Annotated in this window: 25 protein-coding genes; 14 read left to right on the plus strand and 11 right to left on the minus strand. The window is 74.3% G+C overall.

Going from position 1 to position 25,603, the window contains the following annotated elements; translation table 11 throughout:
* The first annotated feature begins 186 nt into the window (after nucleotides 1-186).
* On the plus strand, nucleotides 187-525 hold the full coding sequence (locus OG559_RS08865) for a helix-turn-helix transcriptional regulator (protein ID WP_405114171.1): 339 nt from the start codon (nucleotides 187-189) through the stop codon (nucleotides 523-525).
* Between the two features lie 53 nt (nucleotides 526-578).
* Entirely contained in the window at nucleotides 579-1,817 is a 1,239-nt protein-coding gene (gene mycP / locus OG559_RS08870; protein ID WP_405114173.1) for a type VII secretion-associated serine protease mycosin, read from the plus strand.
* Nucleotides 1,818-1,890: 73 nt separating this feature from the next.
* Here mycP and OG559_RS08875 read toward each other — a convergent pair whose 3' ends face one another.
* The 10 genes from OG559_RS08875 to eccCa all read right to left on the minus strand — a co-directional run bounded on the left by OG559_RS08875 (nucleotide 1,891) and on the right by eccCa (nucleotide 11,950).
* Nucleotides 1,891-3,219 (minus strand): WXG100 family type VII secretion target, encoded by a 1,329-nt coding sequence (locus OG559_RS08875; protein WP_405114176.1) that lies wholly within the window; start codon nucleotides 3,217-3,219, stop codon nucleotides 1,891-1,893.
* Between the two features lie 18 nt (nucleotides 3,220-3,237).
* On the minus strand, nucleotides 3,238-3,780 hold the full coding sequence (locus OG559_RS08880) for a hypothetical protein (RefSeq protein ID WP_405114178.1): 543 nt from the start codon (nucleotides 3,778-3,780) through the stop codon (nucleotides 3,238-3,240).
* Between the two features lie 37 nt (nucleotides 3,781-3,817).
* Complete coding sequence (locus OG559_RS08885; protein WP_405114180.1) at nucleotides 3,818-5,236, minus strand: S8 family serine peptidase; 1,419 nt, start codon at nucleotides 5,234-5,236, stop codon at nucleotides 3,818-3,820.
* A gap of 84 nt (nucleotides 5,237-5,320) precedes the next feature.
* On the minus strand, nucleotides 5,321-5,599 hold the full coding sequence (locus OG559_RS08890) for a WXG100 family type VII secretion target (protein WP_405114182.1): 279 nt from the start codon (nucleotides 5,597-5,599) through the stop codon (nucleotides 5,321-5,323).
* Between the two features lie 28 nt (nucleotides 5,600-5,627).
* Nucleotides 5,628-5,936 carry a WXG100 family type VII secretion target gene (locus OG559_RS08895; protein ID WP_387021354.1) on the minus strand — a complete coding sequence of 103 codons (309 nt, stop codon included), beginning with the start codon at nucleotides 5,934-5,936 and terminating at the stop codon, nucleotides 5,628-5,630.
* Nucleotides 5,937-6,152: 216 nt separating this feature from the next.
* Nucleotides 6,153-6,422, minus strand: coding sequence for a hypothetical protein (locus OG559_RS08900; protein ID WP_387021351.1), 270 nt, complete (start codon nucleotides 6,420-6,422; stop codon nucleotides 6,153-6,155).
* 15 nt (nucleotides 6,423-6,437) lie between these two features.
* The gene (locus OG559_RS08905) at nucleotides 6,438-7,163 is read right to left on the minus strand and encodes a hypothetical protein (RefSeq protein ID WP_405114185.1); all 726 of its coding nucleotides are present in this window, start codon (nucleotides 7,161-7,163) and stop codon (nucleotides 6,438-6,440) included.
* 31 nt (nucleotides 7,164-7,194) lie between these two features.
* Complete coding sequence (locus OG559_RS08910; protein ID WP_350884075.1) at nucleotides 7,195-7,488, minus strand: hypothetical protein; 294 nt, start codon at nucleotides 7,486-7,488, stop codon at nucleotides 7,195-7,197.
* A 16-nt stretch (nucleotides 7,489-7,504) separates the two neighbouring features.
* Complete coding sequence (locus tag OG559_RS08915) at nucleotides 7,505-7,885, minus strand: YbaB/EbfC family nucleoid-associated protein (RefSeq protein ID WP_405114186.1); 381 nt, start codon at nucleotides 7,883-7,885, stop codon at nucleotides 7,505-7,507.
* A 105-nt stretch (nucleotides 7,886-7,990) separates the two neighbouring features.
* Complete coding sequence (gene eccCa, locus OG559_RS08920; RefSeq protein WP_405114188.1) at nucleotides 7,991-11,950, minus strand: type VII secretion protein EccCa; 3,960 nt, start codon at nucleotides 11,948-11,950, stop codon at nucleotides 7,991-7,993.
* Nucleotides 11,951-12,153: 203 nt separating this feature from the next.
* Between eccCa and eccD the strand changes: the two genes are divergently transcribed.
* Nucleotides 12,154-13,551: a type VII secretion integral membrane protein EccD gene (gene eccD / locus OG559_RS08925; protein WP_405114190.1), complete on the plus strand. Its 1,398-nt coding sequence runs from the start codon at nucleotides 12,154-12,156 to the stop codon at nucleotides 13,549-13,551.
* Nucleotides 13,552-13,655: 104 nt separating this feature from the next.
* Here the strand turns inward: eccD and OG559_RS08930 are convergent, their stop codons facing one another.
* Nucleotides 13,656-14,852, minus strand: a complete 1,197-nt coding sequence (locus OG559_RS08930) for a type VII secretion protein EccE (RefSeq protein ID WP_405114193.1) — start codon at nucleotides 14,850-14,852, stop codon at nucleotides 13,656-13,658.
* Nucleotides 14,853-15,001: 149 nt separating this feature from the next.
* Between OG559_RS08930 and eccB the strand changes: the two genes are divergently transcribed.
* The 11 genes from eccB to OG559_RS08985 all read left to right on the plus strand — a co-directional run bounded on the left by eccB (nucleotide 15,002) and on the right by OG559_RS08985 (nucleotide 25,596).
* Entirely contained in the window at nucleotides 15,002-16,582 is a 1,581-nt protein-coding gene (eccB, locus tag OG559_RS08935) for a type VII secretion protein EccB (protein WP_405114195.1), read from the plus strand.
* 117 nt (nucleotides 16,583-16,699) lie between these two features.
* Nucleotides 16,700-17,068 carry a hypothetical protein gene (locus OG559_RS08940; RefSeq protein WP_405114197.1) on the plus strand — a complete coding sequence of 123 codons (369 nt, stop codon included), beginning with the start codon at nucleotides 16,700-16,702 and terminating at the stop codon, nucleotides 17,066-17,068.
* Entirely contained in the window at nucleotides 17,061-18,281 is a 1,221-nt protein-coding gene (locus OG559_RS08945) for a WXG100 family type VII secretion target (protein WP_405114198.1), read from the plus strand. The genes OG559_RS08940 and OG559_RS08945 overlap by 8 nt, the downstream gene beginning before the upstream one ends.
* A gap of 106 nt (nucleotides 18,282-18,387) precedes the next feature.
* On the plus strand, nucleotides 18,388-18,912 hold the full coding sequence (locus OG559_RS08950; protein ID WP_405114200.1) for a PadR family transcriptional regulator: 525 nt from the start codon (nucleotides 18,388-18,390) through the stop codon (nucleotides 18,910-18,912).
* A complete protein-coding gene (locus OG559_RS08955) occupies nucleotides 18,909-19,637 on the plus strand; it encodes an ABC transporter ATP-binding protein (RefSeq protein WP_405114202.1) in 729 nt (242 codons plus the stop codon). The genes OG559_RS08950 and OG559_RS08955 overlap by 4 nt, the downstream gene beginning before the upstream one ends.
* On the plus strand, nucleotides 19,634-22,006 hold the full coding sequence (locus OG559_RS08960) for an ABC transporter permease (protein WP_405114204.1): 2,373 nt from the start codon (nucleotides 19,634-19,636) through the stop codon (nucleotides 22,004-22,006). Before OG559_RS08955 ends, OG559_RS08960 begins: the two co-directional genes overlap by 4 nt.
* Before the next feature lie 218 nt (nucleotides 22,007-22,224).
* Nucleotides 22,225-22,638: a hypothetical protein gene (locus tag OG559_RS08965; RefSeq protein ID WP_405114206.1), complete on the plus strand. Its 414-nt coding sequence runs from the start codon at nucleotides 22,225-22,227 to the stop codon at nucleotides 22,636-22,638.
* A gap of 248 nt (nucleotides 22,639-22,886) precedes the next feature.
* A complete protein-coding gene (locus OG559_RS08970) occupies nucleotides 22,887-23,759 on the plus strand; it encodes a hypothetical protein (protein ID WP_405114208.1) in 873 nt (290 codons plus the stop codon).
* A 113-nt stretch (nucleotides 23,760-23,872) separates the two neighbouring features.
* Nucleotides 23,873-24,205, plus strand: a complete 333-nt coding sequence (locus OG559_RS08975) for a YkvA family protein (RefSeq protein ID WP_405114210.1) — start codon at nucleotides 23,873-23,875, stop codon at nucleotides 24,203-24,205.
* A gap of 82 nt (nucleotides 24,206-24,287) precedes the next feature.
* The gene (locus OG559_RS08980; RefSeq protein ID WP_405114212.1) at nucleotides 24,288-24,695 is read left to right on the plus strand and encodes a pyridoxamine 5'-phosphate oxidase family protein; all 408 of its coding nucleotides are present in this window, start codon (nucleotides 24,288-24,290) and stop codon (nucleotides 24,693-24,695) included.
* A 226-nt stretch (nucleotides 24,696-24,921) separates the two neighbouring features.
* Entirely contained in the window at nucleotides 24,922-25,596 is a 675-nt protein-coding gene (locus OG559_RS08985; protein WP_405114214.1) for a C39 family peptidase, read from the plus strand.
* Nucleotides 25,597-25,603: the final 7 nt, after the last annotated feature.

Here is a 25,603-nt window from a genome sequence, read left to right on the forward strand (position 1 = left end):
CACCGTCACACGCAGCTAAAGGTACGTCAAGCGTTACGTGATACGCATTTCATACGTCGGGAAGTGCTTGCACACGTGCCCGAGGCGGCGGTAGCGCGCGGAGGCCAGCCCCGCGCCCCGATCCGGCCGGGATCGCAGGGGCAGCCGGCCGCCCAGGGGGAGTACGCGGGGCGGCCTCGCCATAGCATGTCGGACATGACGACGACGGCTGGCGCGAGCGGGAGCACCCGGAACTGGACGTTCCTCACCAACCACGCGCACGTGCTGCTCGCCATCGCCCGGAACCCGACCGCCCGGCTGCGCGACGTCGCGGACGAGGTGGGCGTCACGGAACGGGCCGCCCAGGCGATCGTGGCGGACCTGGAGGTCGGCGGCTACCTGCGGCGTACCCGGGTGGGCCGGCGCAACGAGTACACGGTCAACCCGAGCGGCCACTTCCGTCACCCGGCCGAGTCGGACCGCCAGGTCGGCGACCTGCTCGCCCTCTTCACCGGGGAGCAGACCGGAGAGGCCGCCGGCTCCTGAGCCGCCAGAGGCCCATGTCCCCGCCCGGGGCGGCGCGGCGGTACTCTCTGCCGGTGCGCGGGAGCTACCCGGCCAGGGGGATGGCAGTGAACGGGCGTACCAGGCGGGCGCGGTCCGCGCTCCTGTGTGGACTCGCGGCGGCGCTGCTCGGCATCGCTGTCCTGCCTCCCGTGCCAGCCTCGGCCGCCCCGGCGTGCGGGCCGAGCGGGAACCCCGCACCCACCGAGACCCCCTGGGCGCTGTCCCGGTTGGACCCGGCCGCGGCGTGGCGGATCACCCGCGGCGAGCACGTCACCGTGGCGGTCATCGACTCCGGCGTCTCGGCCACCCACCCGCTGCTGCGCGGGCAGGTGCGCCCCGGGCGGGACTTCAACGACCTGCCCTCGCGCGAGGGCCAGTGCGACGAAGCCGGGCACGGCACCATGATCGCCGGCATCATCGCCGGCCGGGAGGGCACCGGCTCGCCGTTCACCGGCATCGCCCCCGCCGCCCGCATCCTGCCCGTACGCGTGCTGCCCGACACCAAGCGCACCAACGACGAGAACCTGCCGGCGCAGATCGCCCAGGCCATCCGCTGGGCCGTCGACCAGGGTGCCGACGTGATCAACCTGTCGCTGGTCACGCTGCCCCGCCCGGAGCTGGCCGCCGCCGTCGAGTACGCCCTGGACAACAAGGTCGTCGTGGTGGCCGCCGCCGGCAACCGGCAGGAGCAGCAGCAGAACCTGCCCGCGTACCCGGCGGCCTACCCGGGGGTCATCGCCGTCGCCGGGGTCGACGAGCAGGGCGGCCACGTCGGCAGCTCGGTCACCGGCGACTACGTGGACATCGCCGCGCCGGGGCTGAACATCCTCGGCCCGGCGCCCCGGGGGCAGGGGTACCTCGCCGAGCCGCAGGGCGGCACCAGCTTCGCCGCCGCGTACGTCTCCGGCGCAGCCGCGCTGGTCCGCGCCGCGTACCCCGATCTCGCCCCGGAGCAGGTCGCAGCACGGCTCACCCGCACGGCGGACAACCCGCCTGACGGGCACAACGCCCAGGTCGGGTACGGGGTGGTGAACCCGTACCGGGCGGTCACCAGCCTGCTCGGCACACGCACCGACCCGCCGCCGGGGGCGCTGGCCGCGCCGGACCCACCCCGGGACCCGCTGGGCTGGCAACGGTCCGTGGCGATCTGGGTGGCCGTGGTGGGCGCGTTGCTGGCCGGCGTGCTGCTCGCCGCCAAGCCGATCCTGGTCCGGGGCCGGCGACGCGGCTGGCGCCCGGGACGCCGGCCCACCCCCGCCTCGTCCCAATGAGCACGACGGTGCCGGCCGGCGCCGAAGCGTGGGCCGGCACCATCGTGCTCAACGCCGGACGCGGACCCGGGGGTCAGCGAAGGATGCCGGGGCCGCCGTCGCCGCCCGTGCCCCAGACGTCCTCGTCCTCCTCCAGCCAGTTGTTGCGCGGCTGCTCCTCCTCGGCGTAGCCGGCGCCGCCGTGGCCCGCCCCGGCCATGCCGCCCCGGCCGGCCATCGCGCCCCCCGGTCGACCGGCGCCGGCTGCGGCCTTGCCGCCCGCGCCCCGGCCACCGGCGCCACCCCCCATACCGGGCGACATCATGCCGCCCATGCCGGCCTTGCCGCCGAGCCGGCCACCCGCGCCCTTTCCGCCCGCGCCGGCCGCCCCGCCGCCCATCATCGGCGGCAGCCCCGGGCTGACCGCCTTGCCGAGCGCACCGCCGCCGGGAATGCCGCCGCCCACGCCGCCGCCGGACAGGCCTGCGCTGCTGCCGCCGCCCAGCCCCGCACCACCCAGCCCGCCGCCCGAACCGAGTCCGGTGGTGGTCGGTGCGCCGGCGCCGGCCAGGCCGGTGCCGTAGCCGTCGTCCAGCCCGCCGGGGCCCGGGTAGTCGGTGTCGGGGAGGTTCCCCGTGCCGGTGTCCGGCGTGGACAGGTCGGGGTGGGCGGTCGACCCGAGGTCCGGGCCGCTGCCGAGCTCCGGCAGCTTGCCGACGTCGGCCGTGGGACCACCGCCGATCCCACCGGTGCCCGGCATCCCGCCGACCTTCGGCACACCGCCGCCGCCACCGCCACCCGGGCCACCCCCCAGGTCGGGTACGTCCGGCTTGAGATCCGTGCGGGTGCCCGGGGCCACCGAGGTCGGGGCCTCCATCGTCCGGTCCCTGAAGTTGTCGTTCACCTCGTTGTAGGCCTTGCGGGCCTCGCCCTCCTGGTCGGAGAACCAGCCGGTCACCCAGTCGCCGAGCTTGCCGAGCTGCTCGACGGGCCAGCTACCCATCAGGTCCGCCTTGACCCGGGTCTCGAAAAGCCCGATCCCGAGGGTGACCTCGCCGTTGCGGGCCGCCATGACGTCACCGACACAGGCCGCCGGAATCGGCATCTTGGCCTGCGCCTGCTCCAGCTGGCTGGCTGCCGTCTCCAGGGTGGTCACAATGCTGACCTTGCCCCGGCCGGGGCTGTCGACGTCTTCGACGATGGTCTTCGCGCTCTTCGCCAGCCCTTCGATGTGCGTCTTGAACGACTCGTACGCCGGGCCCTTCCAGGCCACGCCGATGTCCTTGACGTTCGTCTCGAGGCTCTCCCGGACCTGGTCGAGGTTCTTGATCAGTTCCTTCCAGCCCAGTGCGGCGCTCTGCACGTCGGCCGGTCGGCCCTCGACGAGCACCTCACGGGCCATGTCCTCCCAGCTCTTCCCCACGTCCCGTTACCCCCCGGTCTAGCTGCCGCCGCCGCTGGCGGCATCGTTGAAGGCCTGCTGCATCTGCTGGGCCGTCATGGCGTTCGCGCCCTCGGCGGTCTCGTAGTTCTGCTTGACCGTGCGCAGCGCCTCGGCGGCCGTGTAAAGGTTCTCCGAGAGGGTGCGCAGCCCGCTTTCCGTGCTGGCGTACACCTGCTGGTGCTGCTGCGCCAGTTGCTTGGCGTACTGGAAGCCGCCGAGCGGCCCCTTGCCCGCCATGGCCTGGTCGCCGCCGAGCTTCTCCTTGATGTCGACCATGTCGTAGGAAAGCCGGTGGAGGTAGCCGGCGTGCGTCTCCAGCCAGATGATGGCCGAGTCGATGTTGCCGGCGTCCCACTCCGTCTCGACGCCCTTCTCGCCGCTCCCGGCGACCAGTCCGGACGGCGTCTCGGCCTGGTCCACGCCGATCCGGTCGAAGCTCATCCCACGGATGTCGCCCACCCCGGGGAACATGGGGTTGACCGGAATCGGGACGGCGAAATCGACGTTCACCCGGTCCGGATCGTTGTCCTCGTCGCTCATGATGCCCTCCCCTGGCCCCGTGTCTACGGTGTCGGTGTCAACGCGGCTGCGGGTCCGCCGGGGGAGCCCCGGTCTGCCCGCCGCCCGGCTGCGGGTCCGGCCGGCCCGCCGGCCCGTACGGATGCGGGGCCTGCTGCCCGTACGGATGCGGGGCCGGCGGCTGCCCGAGCGGTCGCGGCTGTTGCGGGTGTTGCTGGTACGGCCAGGGGCCGTGGCCCGGCTGCGTCCGGCCGGGCGGCGGCGGTGGGCCGCCCACCGGGGCCTGCGGTACGCGGCGCCGCGCCGCCCGCCGGTTCACCACGATCAGCACCACGACCACCGCGCCCACGAGGAGCACCGCGAGTAGGCAGAGCCCGAGCTGGATCGGTGCGTTGTCGGCCAGTCCGACGGAGATCGCCGGCCCGTCGTCGCCGTCGTCGCCGTCCGAGGCCGGCGGGGGCGTCGGCAAGGCACCGGTCAGCAACGGGTTCGCGTCGACCTTCGGCACCGAGCGGGTCAACGCGGCCAGCACGTCGACCGAGCCGAAGCCGTACTCCGGGTCGCGACCCCGGGCGCCCTGGTCCCGCGCGGTGCGGATCAGCCGGTTCACCACGTCGGCGGCAGCGAGATCGGGATAGCGGGACCGCACCAGCGCGACGATCCCGGAGACCACCGCCGTCGCGTCGCTGGTCCCGTCGGTCACGCCGTAGCCGTTCGGCGAGACCGGTGGCGGCACCGGGCCGATGATCCGCTCACCGGGCGCGGTCAGCCCCACCTCGGGGCCGGTGACCGACCCGCTCCAGAGGGACCCGGTCCTCCCGGTGGCACCGACGGCGAGGACGCCGGGAATGTTGGCCGGCAGCGGCACGGCCCGGTCGGTGCGGCGGTTGCCGGCGGCGGCCACCAGCACCGCCCCCTTGCCGAGCGCGTACCGCACGGCCTCGGTGACCTGCGGGTCGCTGCCCGTGGCGCCGACGGACAGGTTGATCACGTCCGCGCCGTGGTCGGCGGCCCAGCGGATGCCGCCCGCGATGTCCCAGTCGCGCGGCAGGCCGAGGGCGACCGGCAGGATCTTCGCCTCCGGGGCGATGCCCAACTGGTGCATGGACCCGCCGCCCCGCCCGGCGATGATGCCGGCCATCTTGGTGCCGTGGCCGTTCTCGCGGTCCGGGTCGGAACGACCGTCGGCCGGCACGTCCTTCGAGAGGGAGGTGCCCCGCAGGACCTGACCCTTCAGATCGGGATGTGCGGCGTGCACCCCGCCGTCGACCACGGCGACCGTGACGCCCTTGCCCTTGGTCAGCTTGTGCGCCTCGGGGATGCGCAGCGTGTCGAGGTACCACTGAAGGCCGCGTACCGTGTCGGCGGCGCGGACCGGCGCGGGCCCGGCCAGCAGGCCGGCTCCGGCGGCGGTTACCAGCGCAAGCACGGCGGCGGCGGACCGCAGCAGCGGCCGGCGGCGCTTCCCCGTACGCATTGCTCCCCCAGGACCCTCGTCGACCCGTCACGCAGAACGGCTCCGGTCCGGTCGAGCCGGACCGGAGCCGCGCCGGTAACTATCTCAGCTCCAGACCTTGGAGTTGCTCATCTCGGTGGTGACGTAGTTCGCGCGGGCGATGCCGACGGCGCCGCCGATTTCGTTCAGGATCTTGTTGATGTCCCGGACGGCGGTGTCCCACTGCGCCTGGTGCTGCTGGTAGGCGACGCGGTCCTCGCCCTCCCACTGGAGCTTGGTCAGCATGGACCGAAGCGTGTCGAGCTTCTCGTCGAGAGTCCGCGCGATGGCCGTCATCTGCTGGTTGCTGCTCTCGAGGACAGCGTAGTCAACCTTGATCGTCACGATTTCCTCCTCTGCGCCTGACTGCCGGTCACGGGTTCAGAGCAGAGTGGAACTTGTCCAGCATCTGCTGCTGCTCTTCGTCGTTGACCTGGTGCGTCGTGCCGGACTTGTCAAGCAGGTCGGCGATGTTGTCCATCGCCGTCAGCAGCAGCCCGGTGTCCTCGTTCCAACGCAGCATGAGCTGCTGGAAGCCTCCGGACGCCTGCCCCTTCCAGGCGATCGCCAGGTCGTCGACCACGCCCAACAGCTTCTTCAGCTCGCCGTCGACCTCGCTGCGCGTGGACCGCACGTCATTCGCCGCGGTATGCAGAGTCGATGCTTCGACCTCGAACGCCATGCTTCACACCCTTCCGTCATCGTTGTGGCGGCGGAACTCTGCCGCGCCTTCCCCCGCGGCAAGGCAACCTACCAACCCCACCGACGGACACTCTGGATGAGACGGTAACCGATTCCGTCCAGCCCGCGCAGCCCTGCCTCCGTACCGTCGCTCCCTGGCAGGTGGGGACCACGACGTGTTCCGGTGCGGACCGAACGATCCGGCCCACAGCCGGCCTCAGGACGGCCGGGTGTACGACTTCACGTGCATCACCACGCCGACCACCAACAGCACCACCAGCAGCACCACGCCCGCCCAGAGCACCGGCTTCTCCAACGCCCGGTCCAGCACCACCGGGATCAGCGCGGCGACGCCCGTGATGAGCACCGCCTCGCTGGCCCGTTTGGCCCAGGTCACCCGGGCAAGTTGGGCGACCAGGGCCAGCCCGAGGAAGACCGGGATGGTCACCAGGCAGTACACGAAGAGCCCCAGGACCACTCTGGCCATGTCGCCGCCTCTCGGTCACTCGTAGAACTTGGAGTCCTGCACCCAGTCGATCTTGATGTCCTTGATGGCGGGATCCGAGCCGGTGGGCGCCCAACCCGGGCGGGAGTCCGACACGAAGGCGAACCGGTTGTTGCTCTGGAACCCGGCCATGACGGCGGTGAACATCGAGCTGATGTCCCCGAAGATCAGCGCGAGGATGGCCACGCTCACCGTCATCCCGGCCACCCCGATCGCCTCGGCGATGGGCGCGGTGGGCGGGAACGCCTGGAGGGCGACCGACGCGATCACCGCAATCAGGATCGGGATGAGCGCCTCGACCAGCGCGTCCACGGCGTCGTTGAAGGCGTCCCGGGCGGAGGTGAGGGTGTCCTTGTTGGCGCTGAACGCCTCGGCCAGCGAGTTGATCTCCGCCCCGAGCTTCCGGAGGAAGAGCTCGAACGCGTCCCGGTCGTCGAAGTCCCACTCGGTGTCGGACGGTGGCACCTGATCCAGCGCCGCGCCGAACTGGTCCCCGCCGAGCAGGCGCGCGGCGTCGCCCCACTCCTTGATGGACTTGTTGACCTCGTCGTTGTCGAACGTCTCAAGATAGGCGATCATCACCCCCAGGACGCCGGCGCCGACCAGCCACACCCAGTTGGCCCGGGCCGCGGGGAGCAGCCCCCGCACCGGCGCCGTCGCGGTGGCGACCGTGTGCGTGCCGGTCACCGCTCCGGACGCGTTGGCGATCAGGAGCTCCGCCATCAGTTGTTCCCCCCGTCATGCGCCCGGCCGGTCACTTGACCACCCACGGCTGGTCCGACTTCTCCCAGTTCTTGGCGGTCTGCTCAAGCTGTTCGGCCGCCTTGTTCAGGTGCGCGATGCCGGTCTTCACGTTGTCGAGGTGACCGTCGACCGAGGCGTTGTGGGCCTGCACGGTCGTGTCACCGAAGAGGGTCAGCGACCCGCCCGGCAGTTTCACGCTCTCCAGCAGTGCCTGCACGTTGCGCAGATACTGGATCGGGCCGTCCGCGGCGGCGAGCTTGGTGCTCGCCTTGCGGATCGCGTCGACGTCGACCTTGTTAGCCACCGTGTCTCCTCCCGGCTCAGCGGCGCATGCCGCGGAACGGATCGGCCAGGTCCACCCCGAACTGGCGGAACCAGTCCTCCGGGGCGAGGGTGCCCTCCTGGGCCTGGCGGACCAGCTCGGAGCCGCCGAGCATATCGGTCAGCAGCTCCTGCTGGCGCTCGCCGAAGGCCGCGTACGCCGCGTCGACGGCGGCCTGAAGCGACTCCGCGAGGGAGAAGCTGTCCAGCCGCATCGCCCGGGCGTTGATCTCGATGTCACCGACCTTCATCTCGCCGTTCACCGTGACCTGGACCAGGCCGTCCGGGCTCTCCCCGGTCACCCGCAGATCGGCGCGCTGCCGCTGGAACTCGGCCAGCCGACGCTGCTGCTCCTGCGCCTGGCGCAACAAGTTCTCCATAGCGCCCCCGGCGCCGCCGTAACCCCGCGAAGTGCTCACCACGGTCCTCTCTTCACAAGCGACGATCGGCCCGACGCTACCGGAACGACAAGCCGACGTCCCACCCTAGGCCGGCTCGGACCAGGCCGTCTGGATCAGCTGCTGACCGTCGCGGCGGCGCACCAGGGTGCCCCGGCCCGGCGGCTGCGGGCTCGGCCGCAACGTGTTGAAGACCGCCCCCTCCTCCCGGTTGCCGGACATCAGCAGGCCCGGGGAGTCCAGCTCGCGGAGGCGTTGCAGCACCGGCTCGTACAGCGCCCGCGCCACGCCGCCCACGCGGCGGGTGATGATCAGGTGCAGGCCGATGTCGCGGGCCTGCGGCAGCAGCTCCTGCAACGCGCTGAGGGGGTTGCTGCCGCCGGAGGCGACCAGGTCGTAGTCGTCCACCAGGATGTAGAGGTCCGGCCCCTTCCACCAGCTCCGGTCGCGCAGCTGGGCGGTGGTGACGTCCGGCCCGGGCAGCCGGTTCGACAGGGCGCTGCGGATCGACGCGAGACCCTGGCCGAAGGCCTGGTTGGACGGCGCGTAGTCGAGCAGGTGCTCCCCCTCCACCGCGCCCAGCAGGCCGCGCCGGTAGTCGGCGATGACCAGCCGCGCCTGCGCCGGGGTGTACCGCTCGACGATCCCCTTCGCGATCACCCGCAGCAGGTTGGTCTTGCCGCACTCGGCGTCGCCGAAGACCGTCAGGTGCGGCTCGTTCGCCAGGTCCAGGTACACCGGGGCGAGCGCCGACTCGTTGACACCGATCGGCAGGCCGGGCGCCGACCGGTCGGCGACCCGGACCAGCTCGTGCAGCGGCAGCCGGCGCGGCAGCAACCGGACCTTCGGGGCCGGCGTGCCCGGCCACGCCCGCGCCACGTGTCCGGCCAACGCGACCGACGCCTCGGTCAGGTCGTCGACGTCCCGGCGGCCGTCGATCCGGGACACCGCGGCCATGAAGTGCAGCTTGTCGCGGGTCAGGCCGCGGCCCGGGGTCTTCTCCGGGACGTTCTGCGCGGCCCGGCGGTCGATCTCGGACTCGGCCGCGTCGCCGAGCCGCAGCTCCAGCTTGGTGCCGAGCAGGTCCCGCATGTTCATCCGGATCTCCGCCCAGCGGACCGCCGTGACCACCACGTGTACGCCGAAACCCAGCCCCCGGTTGGCCAGGTTCGTGATGGTCTGCTCCAGCTCCTCGTACTCCTGGCGCAGGGTGTTCCAGCCGTCCACCACGAGGAAGACGTCGCCGAACGGGTCGTCGGCGAACTCGCCGGCCGCCCGACGGCGGCGGTAGCCGGCCACCGAGTCGATGCCGTTCTGGGCGAACCGCTGCTCACGCTCGTCGATGATTCCGACCACCTCGGCGACCGTCCGGCGGACCGCCTCGGTGTCGCGCCGGCCGGCCACGCCGGCCATGTGCGGCAGCCCCTCCAGGCTGCGCAGCGCACCGCCGCCGAAGTCGAGGCAGAAGAACTGCGCCTCGCGCGGGGTGTGGGTGAGCGCCAGCGAGGCCAGCATCGACCGCAGCATGGTGCTCTTGCCGCTGAGTGAGGCGCCGACGATGACCACGTTGCCGCCCGCGCCGGCCAGCTCCACCATCATCGGGTCGCGCCGCTGCTCGTACGGGCGGTCGACCACGCCGACCGGGACGGTGAGCCGGCCCCGGCCCTGCCAGCCCGAGGTGGTCAGGCCGTACGTCTTGTCGACGGCGAGCGGGCTGAGCAGGTCGAGCAGGCTCGGCGGCTCGGACAGCGGCGGCAGCCAGACCTGGTGGGCCGGGCGGCCCCGGCCGGCGAGCTGAGCGATCAGCACGTCGAGCATCGCCACGGCCTTGCCGTCTGCCGGCTGCTCCGGCTCGTCCACAGGTTCCACCGTCAGCTCCGGGGCGCGCACCGGCACGAAGTCCGTGCCGTACGGCAGGATCCGGCGCTGCACCAACGCCTGCGACGACTTCTGCTCCCCCGGCGCCCGGTACGGCCCGGACACGTACGCGGCCCGGAACCGCAGCATGGTGGTGGTGTCGGTCTTCAGGTACCCGTGGCCCGGTGCGCTGGGCAGCTCGTACGCGTCCGGCACGCCGAGCACGATCCGGCTCTCCACCGCCGAGAAGGTACGCAGGCCGACCCGGTACGACAGGTGGGTGTCCAGGCCGCGCAGCTTGCCCTCCTCCAGCCGCTGGCTGGCCAGGAGCAGGTGCACGCCGAGCGACCGGCCCAGCCGGCCGATCATCACGAACAGGTCGATGAAGTCCGGCTTCGCGGCGAGCAGCTCGCTGAACTCGTCGCAGATGATGAGCAGGCTGGGCATCGGGTCCAGCGGCTCACCGGCGGCCCGCGCCTTCTCGTACTCGAACCGGGAGACGTAGTTGCCGGCGGCGCGCAGCACCTCCTGGCGGCGGTTCATCTCGCCGGCCAGGGCGTCGCGCATCCGGTCGACCAGGGGCAGCTCGTCGGAGAGGTTGGTGATCACCGCGCTGGTGTGCGGCAGCGCGTCGAGCGAGGCGAACGTCGCGCCGCCCTTGAAGTCGACCAGGACGAAGTTCAGCTCCTCCGACGAGTGGGTGACCGCGAGCGCGGCGACCACCGTACGGAGCAGCTCGCTCTTGCCGGAGCCGGTCGCGCCGATGACCAGGCCGTGCGGGCCCATGCCCTCGTGCGCGGACTCCTTGAAGTCCAGCTCGACGACGTTGCCGTCCGGGCCCACGCCGAGCGGGATGCGCAGCCGGTCCCGTTGGCTGCGCGGGCGCCAGGTCCGCTGGGTGTCGACCGTGGCGGCGTCGCCGATGCCGAGCAGGTCGGGCAGCTCCGTGCTGCGGGCCAGCGGCTCCTCGGCGCTGGCCTGCTGCTGGGAGAGCCGGTAGGGGGCGATCTGCCGGGCCAGTCCCTCGGCCGCGGCCGAGGTGAGCCGGTCCGGCTGGCCCAGCCGCGACACGGACGCCCCCCGGACCAGATCGAGCGCGGCGCCGTCGCCGACGTCCAGACAGAGCAGCCAGCGGCCGGCGTCGCGGGGGACGGCGCCGGACAGGTCGATGACGGTGGTGCCGAGCAGGCTCGGGCCGGTCAGGTGGCAGGTCGCGGCGACCTCGCCGCCGTCGATCAGCACCACCACGTGCGGCGCGGTGGTCAGCGGCTTCGCCTCCGGGGAGAACCGGGGCCGGCCGGCCAGCTCGTCGGCGAGGGACTCCTCAGCCTCGGAGAGGGTGGCGAAGACGAGCCGACGGGCGCCCGCCGCGTCGGTGCGGCCGGGGTGCTGGGCGTGCGGCAGCCACTTCACCCAGTTCCAGGCCGGCTGCCGCTCCGGGGCGGCCACCACCGCGACGATGATGTCGTCCGGGGCGTGGAAGGTGGCGAGTTGGCCCAGCGCCGCCCGGGCCAGGTCGAGTACGGGCTCCCGCTCGCCACGCAGCACCACCCGGGAGAACGCCCGCACGGACAGCGCGGTGGGCAGGCCCGGCACCGTCGAGTGGGCCCGGACGAACCGGCGCAGCGCGATCGCGCTCATCGGCTCCAGGTCCTCCACCGGCTTGGTCTCCGGCGGCACGATCTCCACCGCCAGCCGCTGCGGGCCGACCGCGATCCGGGCCTCGCCGAAGTCGTCCTCGGTGACCCGCCGTTCCCAGAGCCGGCGGGACGCGGCGATCGACCAGAGCGCGTCGGGCTCCGGGTGCCGCCAGGCCATCGCGGCCCGCTGCTGCTCGGCCGCGCGCCGGGTGCGCTTGCGCATCTGGGCGAGGTAGCGCATGTAGTCGCGGCGCTCGGCGTTCAGCTCGGCCTTGTCGTTGCCGCCGTTGCTCAGCGACCCGAGCGCCATGCCGAGCATCGAGACGCCGAACAGCCCGCCCGCGACGTACGTCATCATGCCGCCGCCCCGGCCGGCGTAGAGGAACGCCATCGCGCCGACGCCGCAGACCATCGGCAGGATCATCAGTAGCTGCCCCATCCCCCGAGGGGTCTGTTCGGGCAGCTCGGGCGGGGACTCCAGCAGCACCTCACCACGCGGCAGGGCAGGCCCCGATTGGCGCGGAAGCCGGCGGAACACCACGGTGCTCACGGCTGTCTCCTCCCCCAGAAGCGGCCCGGACACCGACCGGCACGGCGCGAGGTGCGGCCGGGGGGCCACGACGACCGACCGCGGGCCGTCGGGTGGGCATCGTACGTGGACGCCATCGTAGGTAATCTCCCGTGGGCGTCGTGGACCCACGGGGCGGTGCCGCCCCGGTGGGGTGGAGCGTAGGCGAGCGCGAGGAGGCCACAGTGGCGACGAAGACGGCGACCGGTGGTCTGAGCCGGATCACCATCGTGGCGCCCCGAACCCGGATGGATCTCGCCCTCCCCGCCGACGTGCCGTTGGCCGACCTGCTGCCGACCCTGCTCCGGCACGCCGGTGAGGACCTCGCCGACGACGGGGTCCGGCACGGCGGCTGGAGCCTCGCCCGGCTCGGCGGGCAGCCGCTCGACGGTGGCCGTACCGCCGCGCAGCTCGGCCTGCGCGACGGCGAGGTGCTCTACTTCACCCCCCGCGCCGCGGCGGCCCCGGAGATCGTCTTCGACGACGTGGTGGACGCGGTGGCCACCGCGACGAACCAGCGCCCGGGCAGCTGGCAGGTGGGCACCACCCGCTCGTTCTCGGTGCTCTTCGCCGCGGCGGCGCTGTCCGCGGGGGCCCTGGCGGCGCTGTTCGCCGGCCCGCCGCAGCTTCCCGGCGCGATCGCCGCCCTGCTGGTCGCGGTCGCCCTGGTGGTCAGCGCCGCGGTGCTGTCCCGGGCTGCCGGTGACAGCCGGACCGGCTCGGTGCTCGCCCTGGTCGGCATCGGGCACGCCGCGACAGGCGGTCTGCTGGTGCTGGCCGGTGACCGGACGCTGACCGGGCTGGCCAGCCCGCACGTGCTGCTCGCGGCGACCGCCGTGGTGGTGTTCGGTGCGGTCGCGGCGCTGGCGGTCGGCGACCGGCTCCCGCTCTTCTTCGGCGCGACCGCCGTCGGCGCGGCGGTGGGTCTCGGCGCGGTGGTGAGCCTGGCGTTCTCCGTCGGCGCGCCGGCCGCCGCCGCGGTGGTCGCCACGGTCGCGTTCGCCTTCCTGCCAGCGCTGCCGATGGCGTCCTACCGGCTGGCCCGGCTGCCCGTCCCGTCCATCCCGACCGGCCCGGACGACCTGAAGACCGACACCGAGACCGTGGACGGTCGACAGGTGCTGCGGCTCAGCGAGCGGGCCGACGCGTTCCTCACCGGCCTGCTGTGGACGGTGGCGCTGCTGGTGCTGGGCGGGGAGGTCATCCTCGCCCTCGACGGCCGGCTGCCGTCGACGCTGCTCTGCCTGGTGCTGGCCCTGTTGTCGCTGCTGCGCGCCCGACCGTTCATCGGCCGCGCCCTGCGCGCCCCGGTGCTCCTCGCCGGCACCGTCGGGCTCGGCCTGGCGGCGGCGGCCACCTTCGCCGCCGGCTCCACGGCCCTCCGGCTCGGTGTGGTCCTCGGCGGCCTGGTCGTGGCGGCCGTGATCAGCCTGATCTACGGGCTGACCGTGGCGGGCAAGCGGATCTCGCCGGTCTGGGGCCGGCTCCTGGACATCGTCGAGATCCTGCTGATCATCTCGCTGGTGCCGCTCGCGGCGTGGGTCTGCGGCATGTACGGCTGGATCGTCAACCTCCGCCCCTGACGGCCCACCCGCGACCGCCGGACGGGGACCGGCCCCACCCTCGACCGCCGGGCGGGGAGCGGCCCCGTCCGGCCCCGTCGGCGAGGCGCCCGACCGTGCCGGCCTCACTCGGCGCGGTGGTCGATGACGCGCAGGGCGACCGGGGCGGTGGCGTAGACGCCGGGGCCGTGTTCGCCGTCCAGCGGCCGGGCCCGGACCGCGCCCCGTCGGGCGACGTCCCGGACCGCCGTGACCAGCGCCTCGACGTGGTCGGCTGGGGCCGCGACGCGCAGCAGTGGCGGGCTCGGCCGGTTGCCGGGGCGGACCACGGCGGCGAGCGTGTGGGACGGGGCGGAGGTAGCGGTGACCGCGTCCACCAGGGCCCCCCAGGGAACCCCGGAGCGGGCGCGCAGGGCCAGGCAGCGCTGGGTCCAACCGCCGCCGCGCAGCCCGGTCCAGGTCTCCGCCTGCGGCGCGGGCGCCAGGTCCATGCCGGCCGCCGAGACGACCGCGGCGCGCAGCTCGTCCCGGCCGAGGACCCGGTGACTCAGGCCGGCGGCGTGCAGCGCCTTGCCGAGCCGGCCGATACCGGCGGACACGGTCCGGTGCACGCCCACCATTCCGCCGCCCCGGGTCACCGCCTCGTTCCGGGCGTCCCGCACGGACAGCCGTACGGCCACCCACACGGTGCGGTGGGCGGCCGGGGGGGCGCCCGGGGCCGGATACCAGACCAGGGTGTGCGAGACGACCTGGGCGAGGGAGACCGGGGCCGAGAAGTCGGCCAGGACGGCCAGCGCCCGGTCCACCACCGCCGCCTCGACGGAGCCGGCGGGCGCTCCGGGGCGCGGGTCCAGCGCCACGGCGGCGAACCAGCCCTGGCCGTCCTGGCCGATACCGAGCCGGGTGCCCCGCTCGGTCAACTCGATCACGGTCAGCTCCGGGGCGAGGGCGGACAGCAGGGAGTCGCCGGGGCCACCCCCGGTCACCGCCGTCCGGGCCCGCTCCCGGCGAAGCCGTAGCCGGCGGCGCAGCAGCAGGTCCTCGTACCACCAGCGCCCGCCGCGGCGGGCGAAGGCGGCGACGACCGCCGCCGTCGCGAGGGCGGCGACGATCCCGACCAGCCAGCCGGCGCCGCCGAGGGCGGAGTACACGGTGAGGGCGCCGAGCTCCGCCACGACGAGCTGCCCGACGACGACCGGACCGAGCCGGCCCCGGCTGCGCCGGTCGGCCGGGACGACCGCACGGTCGGGCGGCGCCGGCAGCGCGGGCGGGTCGGCCGAGCCGGTGGCCGTACGACCGGGTGGCGCCTGGACCTGGGGCATCGGTGGCGTCCCTTCTGGACGGGCGGCTTCCTGAGCCGGTACGGGGTGGGCGGTGGTCCCGTTCCCCGACCGGCGGCCCCTTATCGTAGGGAAGCCCGCGGCGGAGCTCGGACCTGATCGCCGCGGACCCATCCCGCCGGAGGTAAGTCATGCGGACCCGCCGCGACCAGGTGCAGGCGTACCGCTTCGTCACCCGCCGGATCGTCTCCGCGCTGCTGTCCGGCGATCCGGAGACCACGAACCTGCCGATGCGGCGGCTCGGCCTCGCGGTGATCGGCAGCGTGGTGGCCGCAGCGGTGGTGCTCGGCGGCATCGGCGCGTACGGCCAGCTCACCGGCAACACCGCGCCGCTGGAGGCGAACACGCTGGTGATCGAGCGGGAGACCGGGGCGACGTACGTCTACGTGGACAACCTGCTGCATCCGACCCTGAACTACGCCTCGGCCCGGCTGATCCTCAACGAGGCGGACCCGGCGGTGCGGACCATGTCGCAGGCGTCGATCGCCGACCGGCCGCGCGGGCGTACCGTCGGGATCGTCGGCGCCCCCGACGCGCTGCCCGACCGAAAGTCGCTGATCGGGCTGCCCTGGTCGGTCTGCGACGTGCCCGACCCGGCCGACCCTCGCCGCTCCACCACCCACGTGGTGATCGACCGGCCGCTCTCCGGCGGTGTGCCGCTCGGCGACCGGGCGGTGCTGGTCACCGTCGAAGGCGGGCGGTACCTGCTCACCGGCGACGCCCGAATGCAGATCGCGGGCGGGGACCAGGCGACGGCGGCGCTGCGGATGGCCGGCGCCCCAACTGTCACCGTCGGCGCGCAGTTGCTCAACGCCGTGCCGGCGGGTCCGGTGCTCCGCGAGCCCGACATCGCGGGCGAGGGGGAGACCAGCCGGCTTACCGTGGGCGACGGTCCGGCCCGGGTCGGCGACGTCTTCCGGGCGGCCGAGCAGCACTACGTGTTGACCCGGGAGGGGCTGGCCGCGATCGGCGAGGTCACCGCCCTGCTGCTGCTGCGCGACGGCGGGCGGGTCACCGACATCACGCCGGACCAGGCCGGCCGGCTGCTGACCCGGGAGCGGGTGGAGCCGGAGGGGACGCCACGGGCGCTGCCGGTGCTGCACCCGGTCCAGGCGGGCCGGACGGTGCTCTGCGCCACCTACCGCAAGGGGGCCGTGGACGCGCCGCCCACCACCACGCTGGAGGTCTTCGACCGGGTGCCGGCTGAGCTGAGCAGCCCAGCCACGCCGGTCCGGCAGGGCGCCCGGGACGCGGTCCGCACCGCCGAGCAGGTCCTGCTGCCGGGCGGGAAGGGTGTGCTGGTCCAGGCCGCCCCGGGTGCCGGGGAGGGCGGCGCGGGCACGCCGGGCTCGACGGTTTATCTGATCGGCGCCCAGGGGGTGCGCTACCCGCTGGGCACCCGGTCGGGCGACGCGCTGACCGCCCTCGGGTACGGCGGCGTGACCCCGCTGGCGGTGCCCGCGTCGCTGCTGTCACTGGTGCCGACGGGCCCCGCCCTCGAGCGGGAGGACGCGCTCGCGTACTTCGCCCCAAGCCCCGCGAGCGGCAGCGCGCCGGGTGCCGCGAGCCGCAGCGCGCCGACCGAAGCTGCACGTCGCCCGCCCGCCGGGGGTGCGAGCCGCACGCCGGACCGGGAGGCGAGCGGCGAGCCGAGCCGGCCTGCGGATGACGGGTCTGCCGGGGCGACCGGGTCGCCGAACACCGGTGGGTGACCAGGTTGGTGGGGCCGAAAACACGTCGACCGCATTTTCGCGGGTCGCCCAGGTTGGCCCCCGTCCACTAACCTGGTCTCGCCAACGGTTATCGACGAGGACTACGGGGATGCTGCCATGACCGGGCGCACTACAGTCGACGTACTGTCCCTAGAGGACTTCCATCTGCGGTTGGCCGGTCGGCTCACCGAGGCCGAGGCCGTGCTCAGGAAGCTCAAGACGGAGACGCAGTGCCGGCCTCCGGAGCTGGGCACGTTCACGGACGCGGCCAGCAACGCCCGGCGCTACTCCGACCTGCACACGAGCTACGTCCAGCAGGTCGAGCGGCTCCGCGACGCGGTGCGGGCCGCGCGGAGCGCGACCGGCACGATCCTGACCAACTACAAGACCACCGAGGATCGCAACGCGGCCAACTCCGCTGACATCGCCGCCGTCCTCGGCGGGGTCGACGACGCGCTGGACAGGCAGGGGGACCGTCGTGTCTGAGTACACCGCGCGTTACGAGCACGTCAGCCACGAGACGTTGTACGAGGCCGTAAAGGTTGGCGACCCGGCCCAGATCGACGGGCTGGCCGCCAAGTGGGACTCGATGAAGGGCACCCTCGACGGCCTCGCCCGCGACCTGAAGGGCGACCTCGACAAGCTGGCCAACGGCTGGGAGGGGGACGCCGGGCGGGAGTTCCAGCGCCGGCTGTCGTTGGTCGTCGACCACTCGACCACCCTCTCCGAGGGGATGGCCGACGTCCGCCAGGGCCTCACGCTGATGGCCACCCACCTGCGCACCGCCAAGAAGGACGCGGAGAGCCCGGACGAGACCGACGACCACGACAAGGCGGTCTCCGGGGCGATCAAGGGCGGCGCGGTCCTCGGCCCGGCCGGCGCGATCGTCGGCGGCATCATGGGCCACAATCAGGACAAGGCCGAGAAGGAGAAGGCCCACCGGCGGATGGTGCAGGTGGTGGCCGAGCTGGCCGCCGGTTACGACCTGTCCGCGTACGGCCGGCTGGTCACCCCGCCGGAGCCGGACCGGGACCTGCCGTTCGACCCGACCACCTCCACGACGACGCCGTCCGCCGGCCCCGGGGCCAGCGCCCCGGGGGCCGCACCGGGCTCCGGCAGCGGCGTACCGACCACCGGCCACAAGACGGTGTCCGCCCCGGGAACCCCGGGGCACGTGTCGCCCATCGGATCGACGCCGTCGGGCGTGGACCACGGCGGAGTGACGCCCGGCGGCATCGGCACGGTCGTCGGCGGTCCGGGGAGCGGGACGTCGCTCGCGGGCGCCGATCCGTCGCTCGGCGGGGTGCAGTTGCCCGGCGGCACGGTGGGCACGGTCGGCGGCGGGACCACGGTTGCGTCGGCCGGCGCCGGGGCGGGGCTGCTCTTCGGGGCGTCCACCGGCGCACCGGCCGGCGGCGTGCTCGGCGGCGGCACCGGTTCGCTGGCCGGGTCGGCTCGCGGCGGGGCGGCGGTGACGGCGCGGCCGGCCGGCGGCCTGGGCGCGGTCGAGCACCGCGCCGCCACGGGCGTGGGCCGGGTCGGCGCGAACGGGAGTTCCGGCGGCCGGGCGGGCGTGCTCGGCGGGCACGGACGGTCCGCCGAGGACGAGTCCGACGAGCGGCTGACCTGGCTGACCGAGGACGAGATGGTCTGGGGGAACGGCGACACCGGCACCCCGCCGGTGCTCGGGGCGAGCTGACCCGTCCTCTTCACCCGTACGGCGCGGGGCCCTCCATCCGGAGGGCCCCGCGCCTTTTGCGACCTGACTATTCATCACGTGTATACCTGGTGTGTATAGTCGCGCCATGTCGATCGGTCAGACCATCCTCGGGCTCCTCGAAGCCAGCCCCCGCCACGGCTACGACCTGAAACGCGCCTACGACGAACGGTTCGGCCACGCCCGTCCGCTGCACTTCGGCCAGGTCTACGCCACCCTGTCCCGGCTGCTGCGCAGCGGCCTCGTCGAGGTCGACTCGGTCGAGGCCGGCGAGGGCCCGGAACGCAAGCGGTACGCGATCACCGAGGCCGGGGTGACCGACGTGCGGCGCTGGCTGTCCCAGCCGGAGAAGCCGGAGCCGTACCTGCACAGCACCCTCTACACCAAGGTGGTGCTGGCGCTGCTGACCGGCCGCTCCGCCGCCGACCTGCTCGACACCCAGCGCGCCGAGCACCTGCGGCTGATGCGCGAGCTGACCCAGCGCAAGACCAACGGGGACCTCGCCGACCAGCTCATCTGCGACCACGCCCTGTTCCACCTGGAAGCCGACCTGCGCTGGCTGGAGCTGACCGCCGCCCGGCTGGACGAGCTGACGGCGGCGGTGCGGCGGTGAGCGCGGCGACCGCCCCCGGCGGGGCGGCGACCGGGCAGGGCCCGACCGGAGCGGAGCTGCTGGCCGCCGAGGACCTGCACCGCGCCTTCGGCCAGACGCCGGCGCTGGCCGGGGCGTCGCTGGCCGTACGGGCCGGTGAGGTGGTGGCGGTGATGGGGCCGTCCGGCTCCGGCAAGTCGACCCTGCTGCACTGCCTCGCCGGCATCGTCCGGCCCGACTCCGGCCGGGTGGCATTCCGGGGCGCGGACCTGACCGCCATGTCCGACCGGGAGCGCAGCGCCCTGCGCCGGGGGCAGTTCGGCTTCGTGTTCCAGTTCGGCCAGCTCGTGCCCGAGCTGACCTGCCTGGAGAACGTGGCCCTGCCGCTGCGGCTGGCGCGGGTCGCCCGGCGTGAGGCCGAGCGGCGGGCCACCGACTGGCTCGGTCGGCTGGAGGTCGCCGAGGTGGCCGGCAAGCGCCCCGGGGAGGTCTCGGGCGGGCAGGGCCAGCGGGTCGCGGTGGCCCGGGCGCTGGTGACCGTCCCCCGGGTGGTCTTCGCCGACGAGCCGACCGGCGCGCTCGACTCGCTCAACGGGGAGCGGGTGATGCGTTTGCTCACCGGGGCGGCCCGGGAGACCGGCGCGGCCGTGGTGCTGGTGACCCACGAGGCGCGGGTGGCCGCGTACTCGGATCGGGAGGTGGTGGTCCGGGACGGCCGGACCCGGAACCTGGAGCGGGCGGCATGACCCGGGCACGGACGCCGGGCGGCATGACCGGCCCGGAGGCGCCGGGACGTGCGGCCGGCCGGCTGCGCGGGGTGCTCGCGGACCTGTTGATGGGCGCGCGGATGGCCGTCACCGGCGGCCGGGACGGGTGGACCCGGGCCGTGCTGACCGCGCTCGGGGTCGGGGTCGGGGTGGCCATGCTGCTGCTCGCCGCAGCGGTGCCGGGCGCGCTCGACGCCAGGGCGGCGCGCAGCGACGCCCTGGCGGTCATCGGGAACCAATCGGAGCTGGCCGCAGCGGCGAACACGCTGCTGGTGGCACCCGTCCACACCGTGTTCCGGGAGCGGCCGGTGCGCGGCTGGATCCTCCGACCCGAGGGGCCGGCCGCACCGGTGCCGCCGGGGTTGACCCGGCTGCCGGCGGCCGGCGAGGTGGTCGTCTCTCCGGCCCTGCGGGAGCTGCTCGACTCACCCGACGGCCCGCTGTTCGCGCCCCGGCTCGGCGGCGCCCGGGTCACCGACACCATCGCGGCGCAGGGCCTCACCGGCCCGCACGAGCTGGCCTTCTACCTGGGCAGCGACACCCTGACCAGGGACCAGGCGCAGCGGATCGACCACTTCGGCGGCGGGCCGCCCAGCGAGGAGTTCTCGCCCGTCCTGATGGTCCTCGTCGTGGTCGTCTTCGTGGTGCTGCTGCTGCCGGTCGTGGTCTTCGTCGGCGCGGCGGTCCGCTTCGGCGGCGACCGCCGGGACCGCCGGTTGGCCGCCCTGCGCCTGCTCGGCGCCGACGCCGGGATGATCCGGCGGATCGCCGCCGGGGAGGCTGCGGCCGGCGCGGTGCTCGGCCTCGCCGTCGGCGGCGCGCTCTTCGCCGCCGGCCGCCAGCTCGCCCCGCTGCTCACCCTCCAGAACGTCAGCGTGTACGCGTCGGACCTGCGCCCGTCACTGCCACTGGTGGCGGCGGTGGCGGTCGCGGTCCCGGTGCTCGCGGTGCTGGTGGCGCTCGTCGCCCAGCGCCGGGTGGTGGTCGAACCGCTCGGGGTGAGTCGGCAGGGGACGACGGTCCGCCGCCGCCTGTGGTGGCGGCTGCTGCTGCCGGCCGCCGGCCTGGCGCTGCTGTACCCGCTGACCGGCGTCGGCGAGCGCACCGCCGGCAGCGACGACTACCAGGTGGCGGCCGGCGCGGTGCTGGTGCTGATCGGCACGGTCACCCTGCTGCCCTGGCTGATCGACCTGGTGGTGGGCCGGCTACGCGGCGGCCCGGTCCCGTGGCAGCTCGCGGTGCGCCGGCTGCAACTGGACAGCGCCACCTCCGCCCGCCTGGTCAACGGCGTCGCCGTGGCGGTGGCCGGCAGCATCGGCCTCCAGATGCTGGTCGCCGGGGTGGAGAACCGGTTCACGACGCAGACCGGCCAGGACACCTCGCGGGCCCAGGCGCACGTCTGGTTCGCCGACCTACCCGACCCCGGGGCCGCGCTGACCCGGCTGGCCGCCGCGCCCGGCGTCGCCCGTAGCTCGGGAACGCTGGTCACGTTGGCGATCGGGGAGCGGCAGCCCGGCACCGACGCACACTCGTTCACCGAGGTGCGGATCGGCGACTGCGCCGCGCTGGCCGAGTTCGCCCGGCTCGGCTCCTGCGCGGACGGGGACGTCTTCCTCGCCGAGGAGCCGGCCGGCGAGAGGTCCGGCCCTCGAGCGGGCCCCGGACCCGGCCCCGGCACCCGGGTGATCGTGGGCGCGAACGAGATCCCCTGGACGGTGCCCGCCCGGACCCGCACGGTTCCCGCGATGCCGGACCCGGCCGGCTCGGTACGGGACGGCCTGCTGGTCACCCCCGGCGCGGCCGACGCCTCCCGGTGGACGGGCCTGCGCGCGGAGGCGCTGATCAGCATCGATCCAGGCGACCCGGACGCGCTGGAGCGGGTGCGCAACGCCGCCGCCGAGGTGGACCTGCGCGCCCAGGTCAGCACGCTCAGCGACGTCACCCGGTCGACGCAGTTCGTCAACGTCAAGCGCGGCTTGGCCGTCGGCGTCGTGGTGACCCTGCTGCTGCTCGGGACGAGCATGCTGGTCGGCGTGCTGGAGCAGCTGCGGGAGCGCCGCCGCCTGCTGGCCATGCTGGTCGCCGTCGGCACCCCGCGCGGCGCGCTGAGCTGGTCGGTGTTCTGGCAGACGGCCGTGCCGGTGCTGGTCGGCCTCGGCCTCGCGGTCGGGTTCGGGCTGGGCCTCGGGGCGGTCCTGCTGCGCATGGTCGGCGCGCCGGTCACGGTGAGCTGGCCGGTCGTCGCGCTGGGGGCCGGCCTCGGTGGTGGGGTGGTGCTGCTGGTCACCGGCGCGAGCCTGCCGGTGCTCTGGCGGCTGACCCGCCCCGACGGCCTGCGGGCCGAATGAGCCGGGCCGAATGAGCCGGGCCTAGTGAGCCCAGCCGACGGCACGAGGGGCCTGCGGCCACTGTCGACGGGACCGCCTCCGTCGATGGATTCGCGGGCCCCTCGGCCGTCGGGTTCCAGCGGTGCCCGGCTGTCCACAGCGCCGGCTCGTGGCCCGGCTCACCCCTATGACGCTCCGCCGAGGCTGCGGGTGGACCGGAACGGGGATAGGTTGGTGTCGTGCAGTCCCTAGCGTTCGCCCGCCCCTCCCGGCCGGTGACGCTGCGCGGGGCACACCCGTCGTGGCGGGCGACGCTGCGCCGCATCCGGGAACTGGGTCGCCTCGCGCTGACCGCCCTGGTCCTCGCGTTCGGCCTCGGCGGGGTGTCCGCCCTGACTGCCGCCGCCCCCGCCGCCGAGCTGGCCCGCCCCGCCGTGGTGACCAGCCGGGTGGCCGAGCTGCGCCCCGGGTCCGGCCCGGCCGCAGAGCTGCGCACCGAGCTGGCCGCCCCGCACGCCCGGCCGGCCCCCGACAGCCCCCGGCGACCGGCGACCGCCCCGGCGGCGACCGCGACGCGGGTCGTCCCGGTCGACCGTCCGGCCGTGGACCCGAGCGGCGGCACCGTCGTCCGGCGCGGCCCGCCCCGCCACTGACCGGGCCGATCAGGCGCCGATCCGGGCCGTCCCGGCGCTGCACCGCGCCGCACCGGCACTGCCCCGGCACCGCATCGTTCTCCGCGAGCCCGCCGACGGCCGCGCCCTCCCGCGCCGCTGACGACCACGCCCACCGTCACCCGTAGCGCTGACCGGCGAGGTCCCGTCCGGCACCGGTTCACGCGCGGCCCACCGCCCGCACAGCGGGCCCGACCGTCAGTCCACGTCGTCCCACCCGAGGTGCTCCCATGCAGACCGCGCTCTCCTCCGTCCTGCTCGACGTGCCCCAGGCCGCCGCGATCTGGCTGGCCCTCCTCGGCGTCGTCGCCGTCGCGGTGACCACCCTGGTCGTCCGGCCGGGCCTGTTCCGCTCCGTGATCGGCGGGCGCTTCCGCGAGGCCGCCATGCCGAGCCTGCTGGAACAGGCGGAGGAGGACCGGGAACGGCGCCGCTACGCCGGGGAGATGGCGACCGCGGCGGAGCGGGCGGCGGCCACCGCCCAACGGCTGCGGGCCGAGTGGTTGTCCGCCCAGGAGGAGGTGGAAGCCATCTGGCAGGCGGGCGAGGTCGCGGAGGCCGACGTCCGCCGGCTGGCCGCCGCCGCCGGCCTCCCCCAGCCGCACACCGAGCGCACCCCCGCCGAGTACGCCGACCGCGAGCGCTACCTGCACCGGGCCGCGCTGGACGCGTACTGGCGTCGGGACCTGTCGGAGGAGCAGCTCAGCGACGTCTTCGCGCACCGCGGCGGTTGGGATCCCCGGCTGCACCCGGTCGAGCAGGAACTGGTGCTGCGCCGCGCGGTGCGGGACCATCTGCGCAACCGGCAGCAGGCAGCCCGGGAACGGGAGCAGGCCGCCTGGCGGGCCGCCGAGCAGGCCGTCCTCGCCGCGCGGAGCCTCCGGGAGGAGGCGTTCGCCGCCACCGGGCCCGCCGAGCAGGAGCAGCCGCTGCTGCCCGGGGTGACCGACGGGCGGTCGCCGGCCGTCGAGCAGACCCGCGAGATGCCGGTGCTCGTCCGCGAGACGCCGGCCGTCACCCGGGACCTGCCGACTGTGGCCCGGGGACGCGCGGTCGTGACCCGGGGCCGCGCCGCCCGGGGCCGCGCCACCGTCCCCGCCTGACGGACCAGGCAGCGAGATCGCGCTCCATCCGGGAGACAGTGGCCACCCGGCCGCGCTGATGCCCCTGTTTCCCGATCGAGCGTGATCTTGGTGATCTCGGCTAGCGTGGCGGCATGAACGAGCACTACTGGCTGCTGGCGCTCGCCGCCCTGGTCGTCGCGGCGACGCTGGTCGGCGCCATCCTGCTCGCCGTGCGGGTGGTACGCACCCGCAAGATGCTCGGCACGCTGGGCGTGGGAGGCAAGGTCGCCTTCTGGGGCGCATTGGCCTACACGGTCTTCCCGATCGACGTGCTGCCCGACCCGATCTACCTGGACGACATCGGGGTGCTCGCCGGTGCCCTGATCTACCTGGGCCGGCTCGTCCAGCAGCATCGCGCCGCCGAGCGGCGGCTGCCCGGCCAGCCGGAGCCCCGGGACGAGGAGACCCGTCGCCCGGTCCCCTGACCCGGCCGCCGCACCACATCAGTGCATGCCGTGATCCGGGGAGTGCCATGATCGGGGTCGGATCTTCGGACAGGGGCGTGTCATGCCGGGCGGGCATCGGTTGGGCATCCGTGACGAGCGGGTCGCGGCGTTCTGCCGGGAACGCCACCTGGCCACCCTGACCACCCTGCGGGCTGACGGGACGCCGCACGTCGTCCCGGTCGGGGTGACCCTCGACCCGGAGGCCGGCCTGGCCCGGGTGATCACGTCGGGTACGTCCGCGAAGGCGCGGCACGTCGCGGCGGCCGGCGCGGCCGGCACCCCGGTGGCGGTCTGTCACGTCGACGGGCGATGGTGGCTGACCGTCGAGGGCCGGGCGGTGCTCCGCTCCGACCCGGCGGCGGTCGTCGAGGCCGAACGCCGGTACGCCGAGCGCTACCGCACCCCGCGTCCCAATCCGCACCGGGTGGTCATCGAGATCACCGTGACCCGAATCCTGGGCAGTCTGTGACTGGATGACCGGTTCACCCGCCCGCCTGGGGCCGGAATCGGAGCGAACGGCAGCGCGTTGAACCCCTCGTACGACCGAACAGGACCGCCCCTCACCGGGTGGACGCCCCCGGAATGTCGGCGGAGGGCCGGGGCGTTGTGGCCCCCGACGGTGAGTCAGCCGAGCGCCCTTCCCGGTGCTTGCGTCTCCGGACCCGGAGGCGGCAACCCCCGAACGGAGCTTCGACATGAACACGATCCTGCGCAAGAGCATGCTGTCCGTCGCCGGTCTGGTGATGAGCGGTGGTGCCGTCGCCGGCCCCGCGCCGGCGGCGCACGCGGCCCCGGCCGAGACCGGGCCCACCGGCGCGCTCCGCGTCGACAAGACCAGCAAGACCACCAAGACCAGCAAGGACGACAAGAGCGAGCGCCGGGCCGGCTACGAGTACCAGGCCCAGCCGAACTTCTACTACTGCGGCCCGGCGTCGGCCCGGATCGCCCTGTCGGCCGAGGGCAGGACCGTCAGCCAGGACGAGCTGGCCGCCAAGCTCGGCACGACCGAGAACGGCACCGACTCGGCCATCGACATCACCCGGGTGCTGAACGAGTACACCAACGGCAGGTACAGGACCACCGAGATCAGTTCGGACGTCGCGTCCAAGGAGCAGATCGAGCGGCTGCGGGTGGACGTGAAGGCCGCGGTGGACGCGGGTGAGCCGGTGGTCGCCAACATCCTCGGCGGCGCGGTGGACACCGAGGGCCGGGAGCACAGCTACCCGGGCCACTACCTGACCGTGGTGGAGTACAAGGACGACGGCAACACGATCAGAATCGCGGACCCGGCGGACCCGGCCGTCCAGGAGTACTGGATGGACGTCGCCGAGCTGGCCAACTGGATCGCGGGCCGCGGCTACAGCTCCTGATCCGGCA

The sequence above is a fragment of the Micromonospora sp. NBC_01405 genome (assembly GCF_045040155.1).
Lineage (GTDB): Bacteria > Actinomycetota > Actinomycetes > Mycobacteriales > Micromonosporaceae > Micromonospora.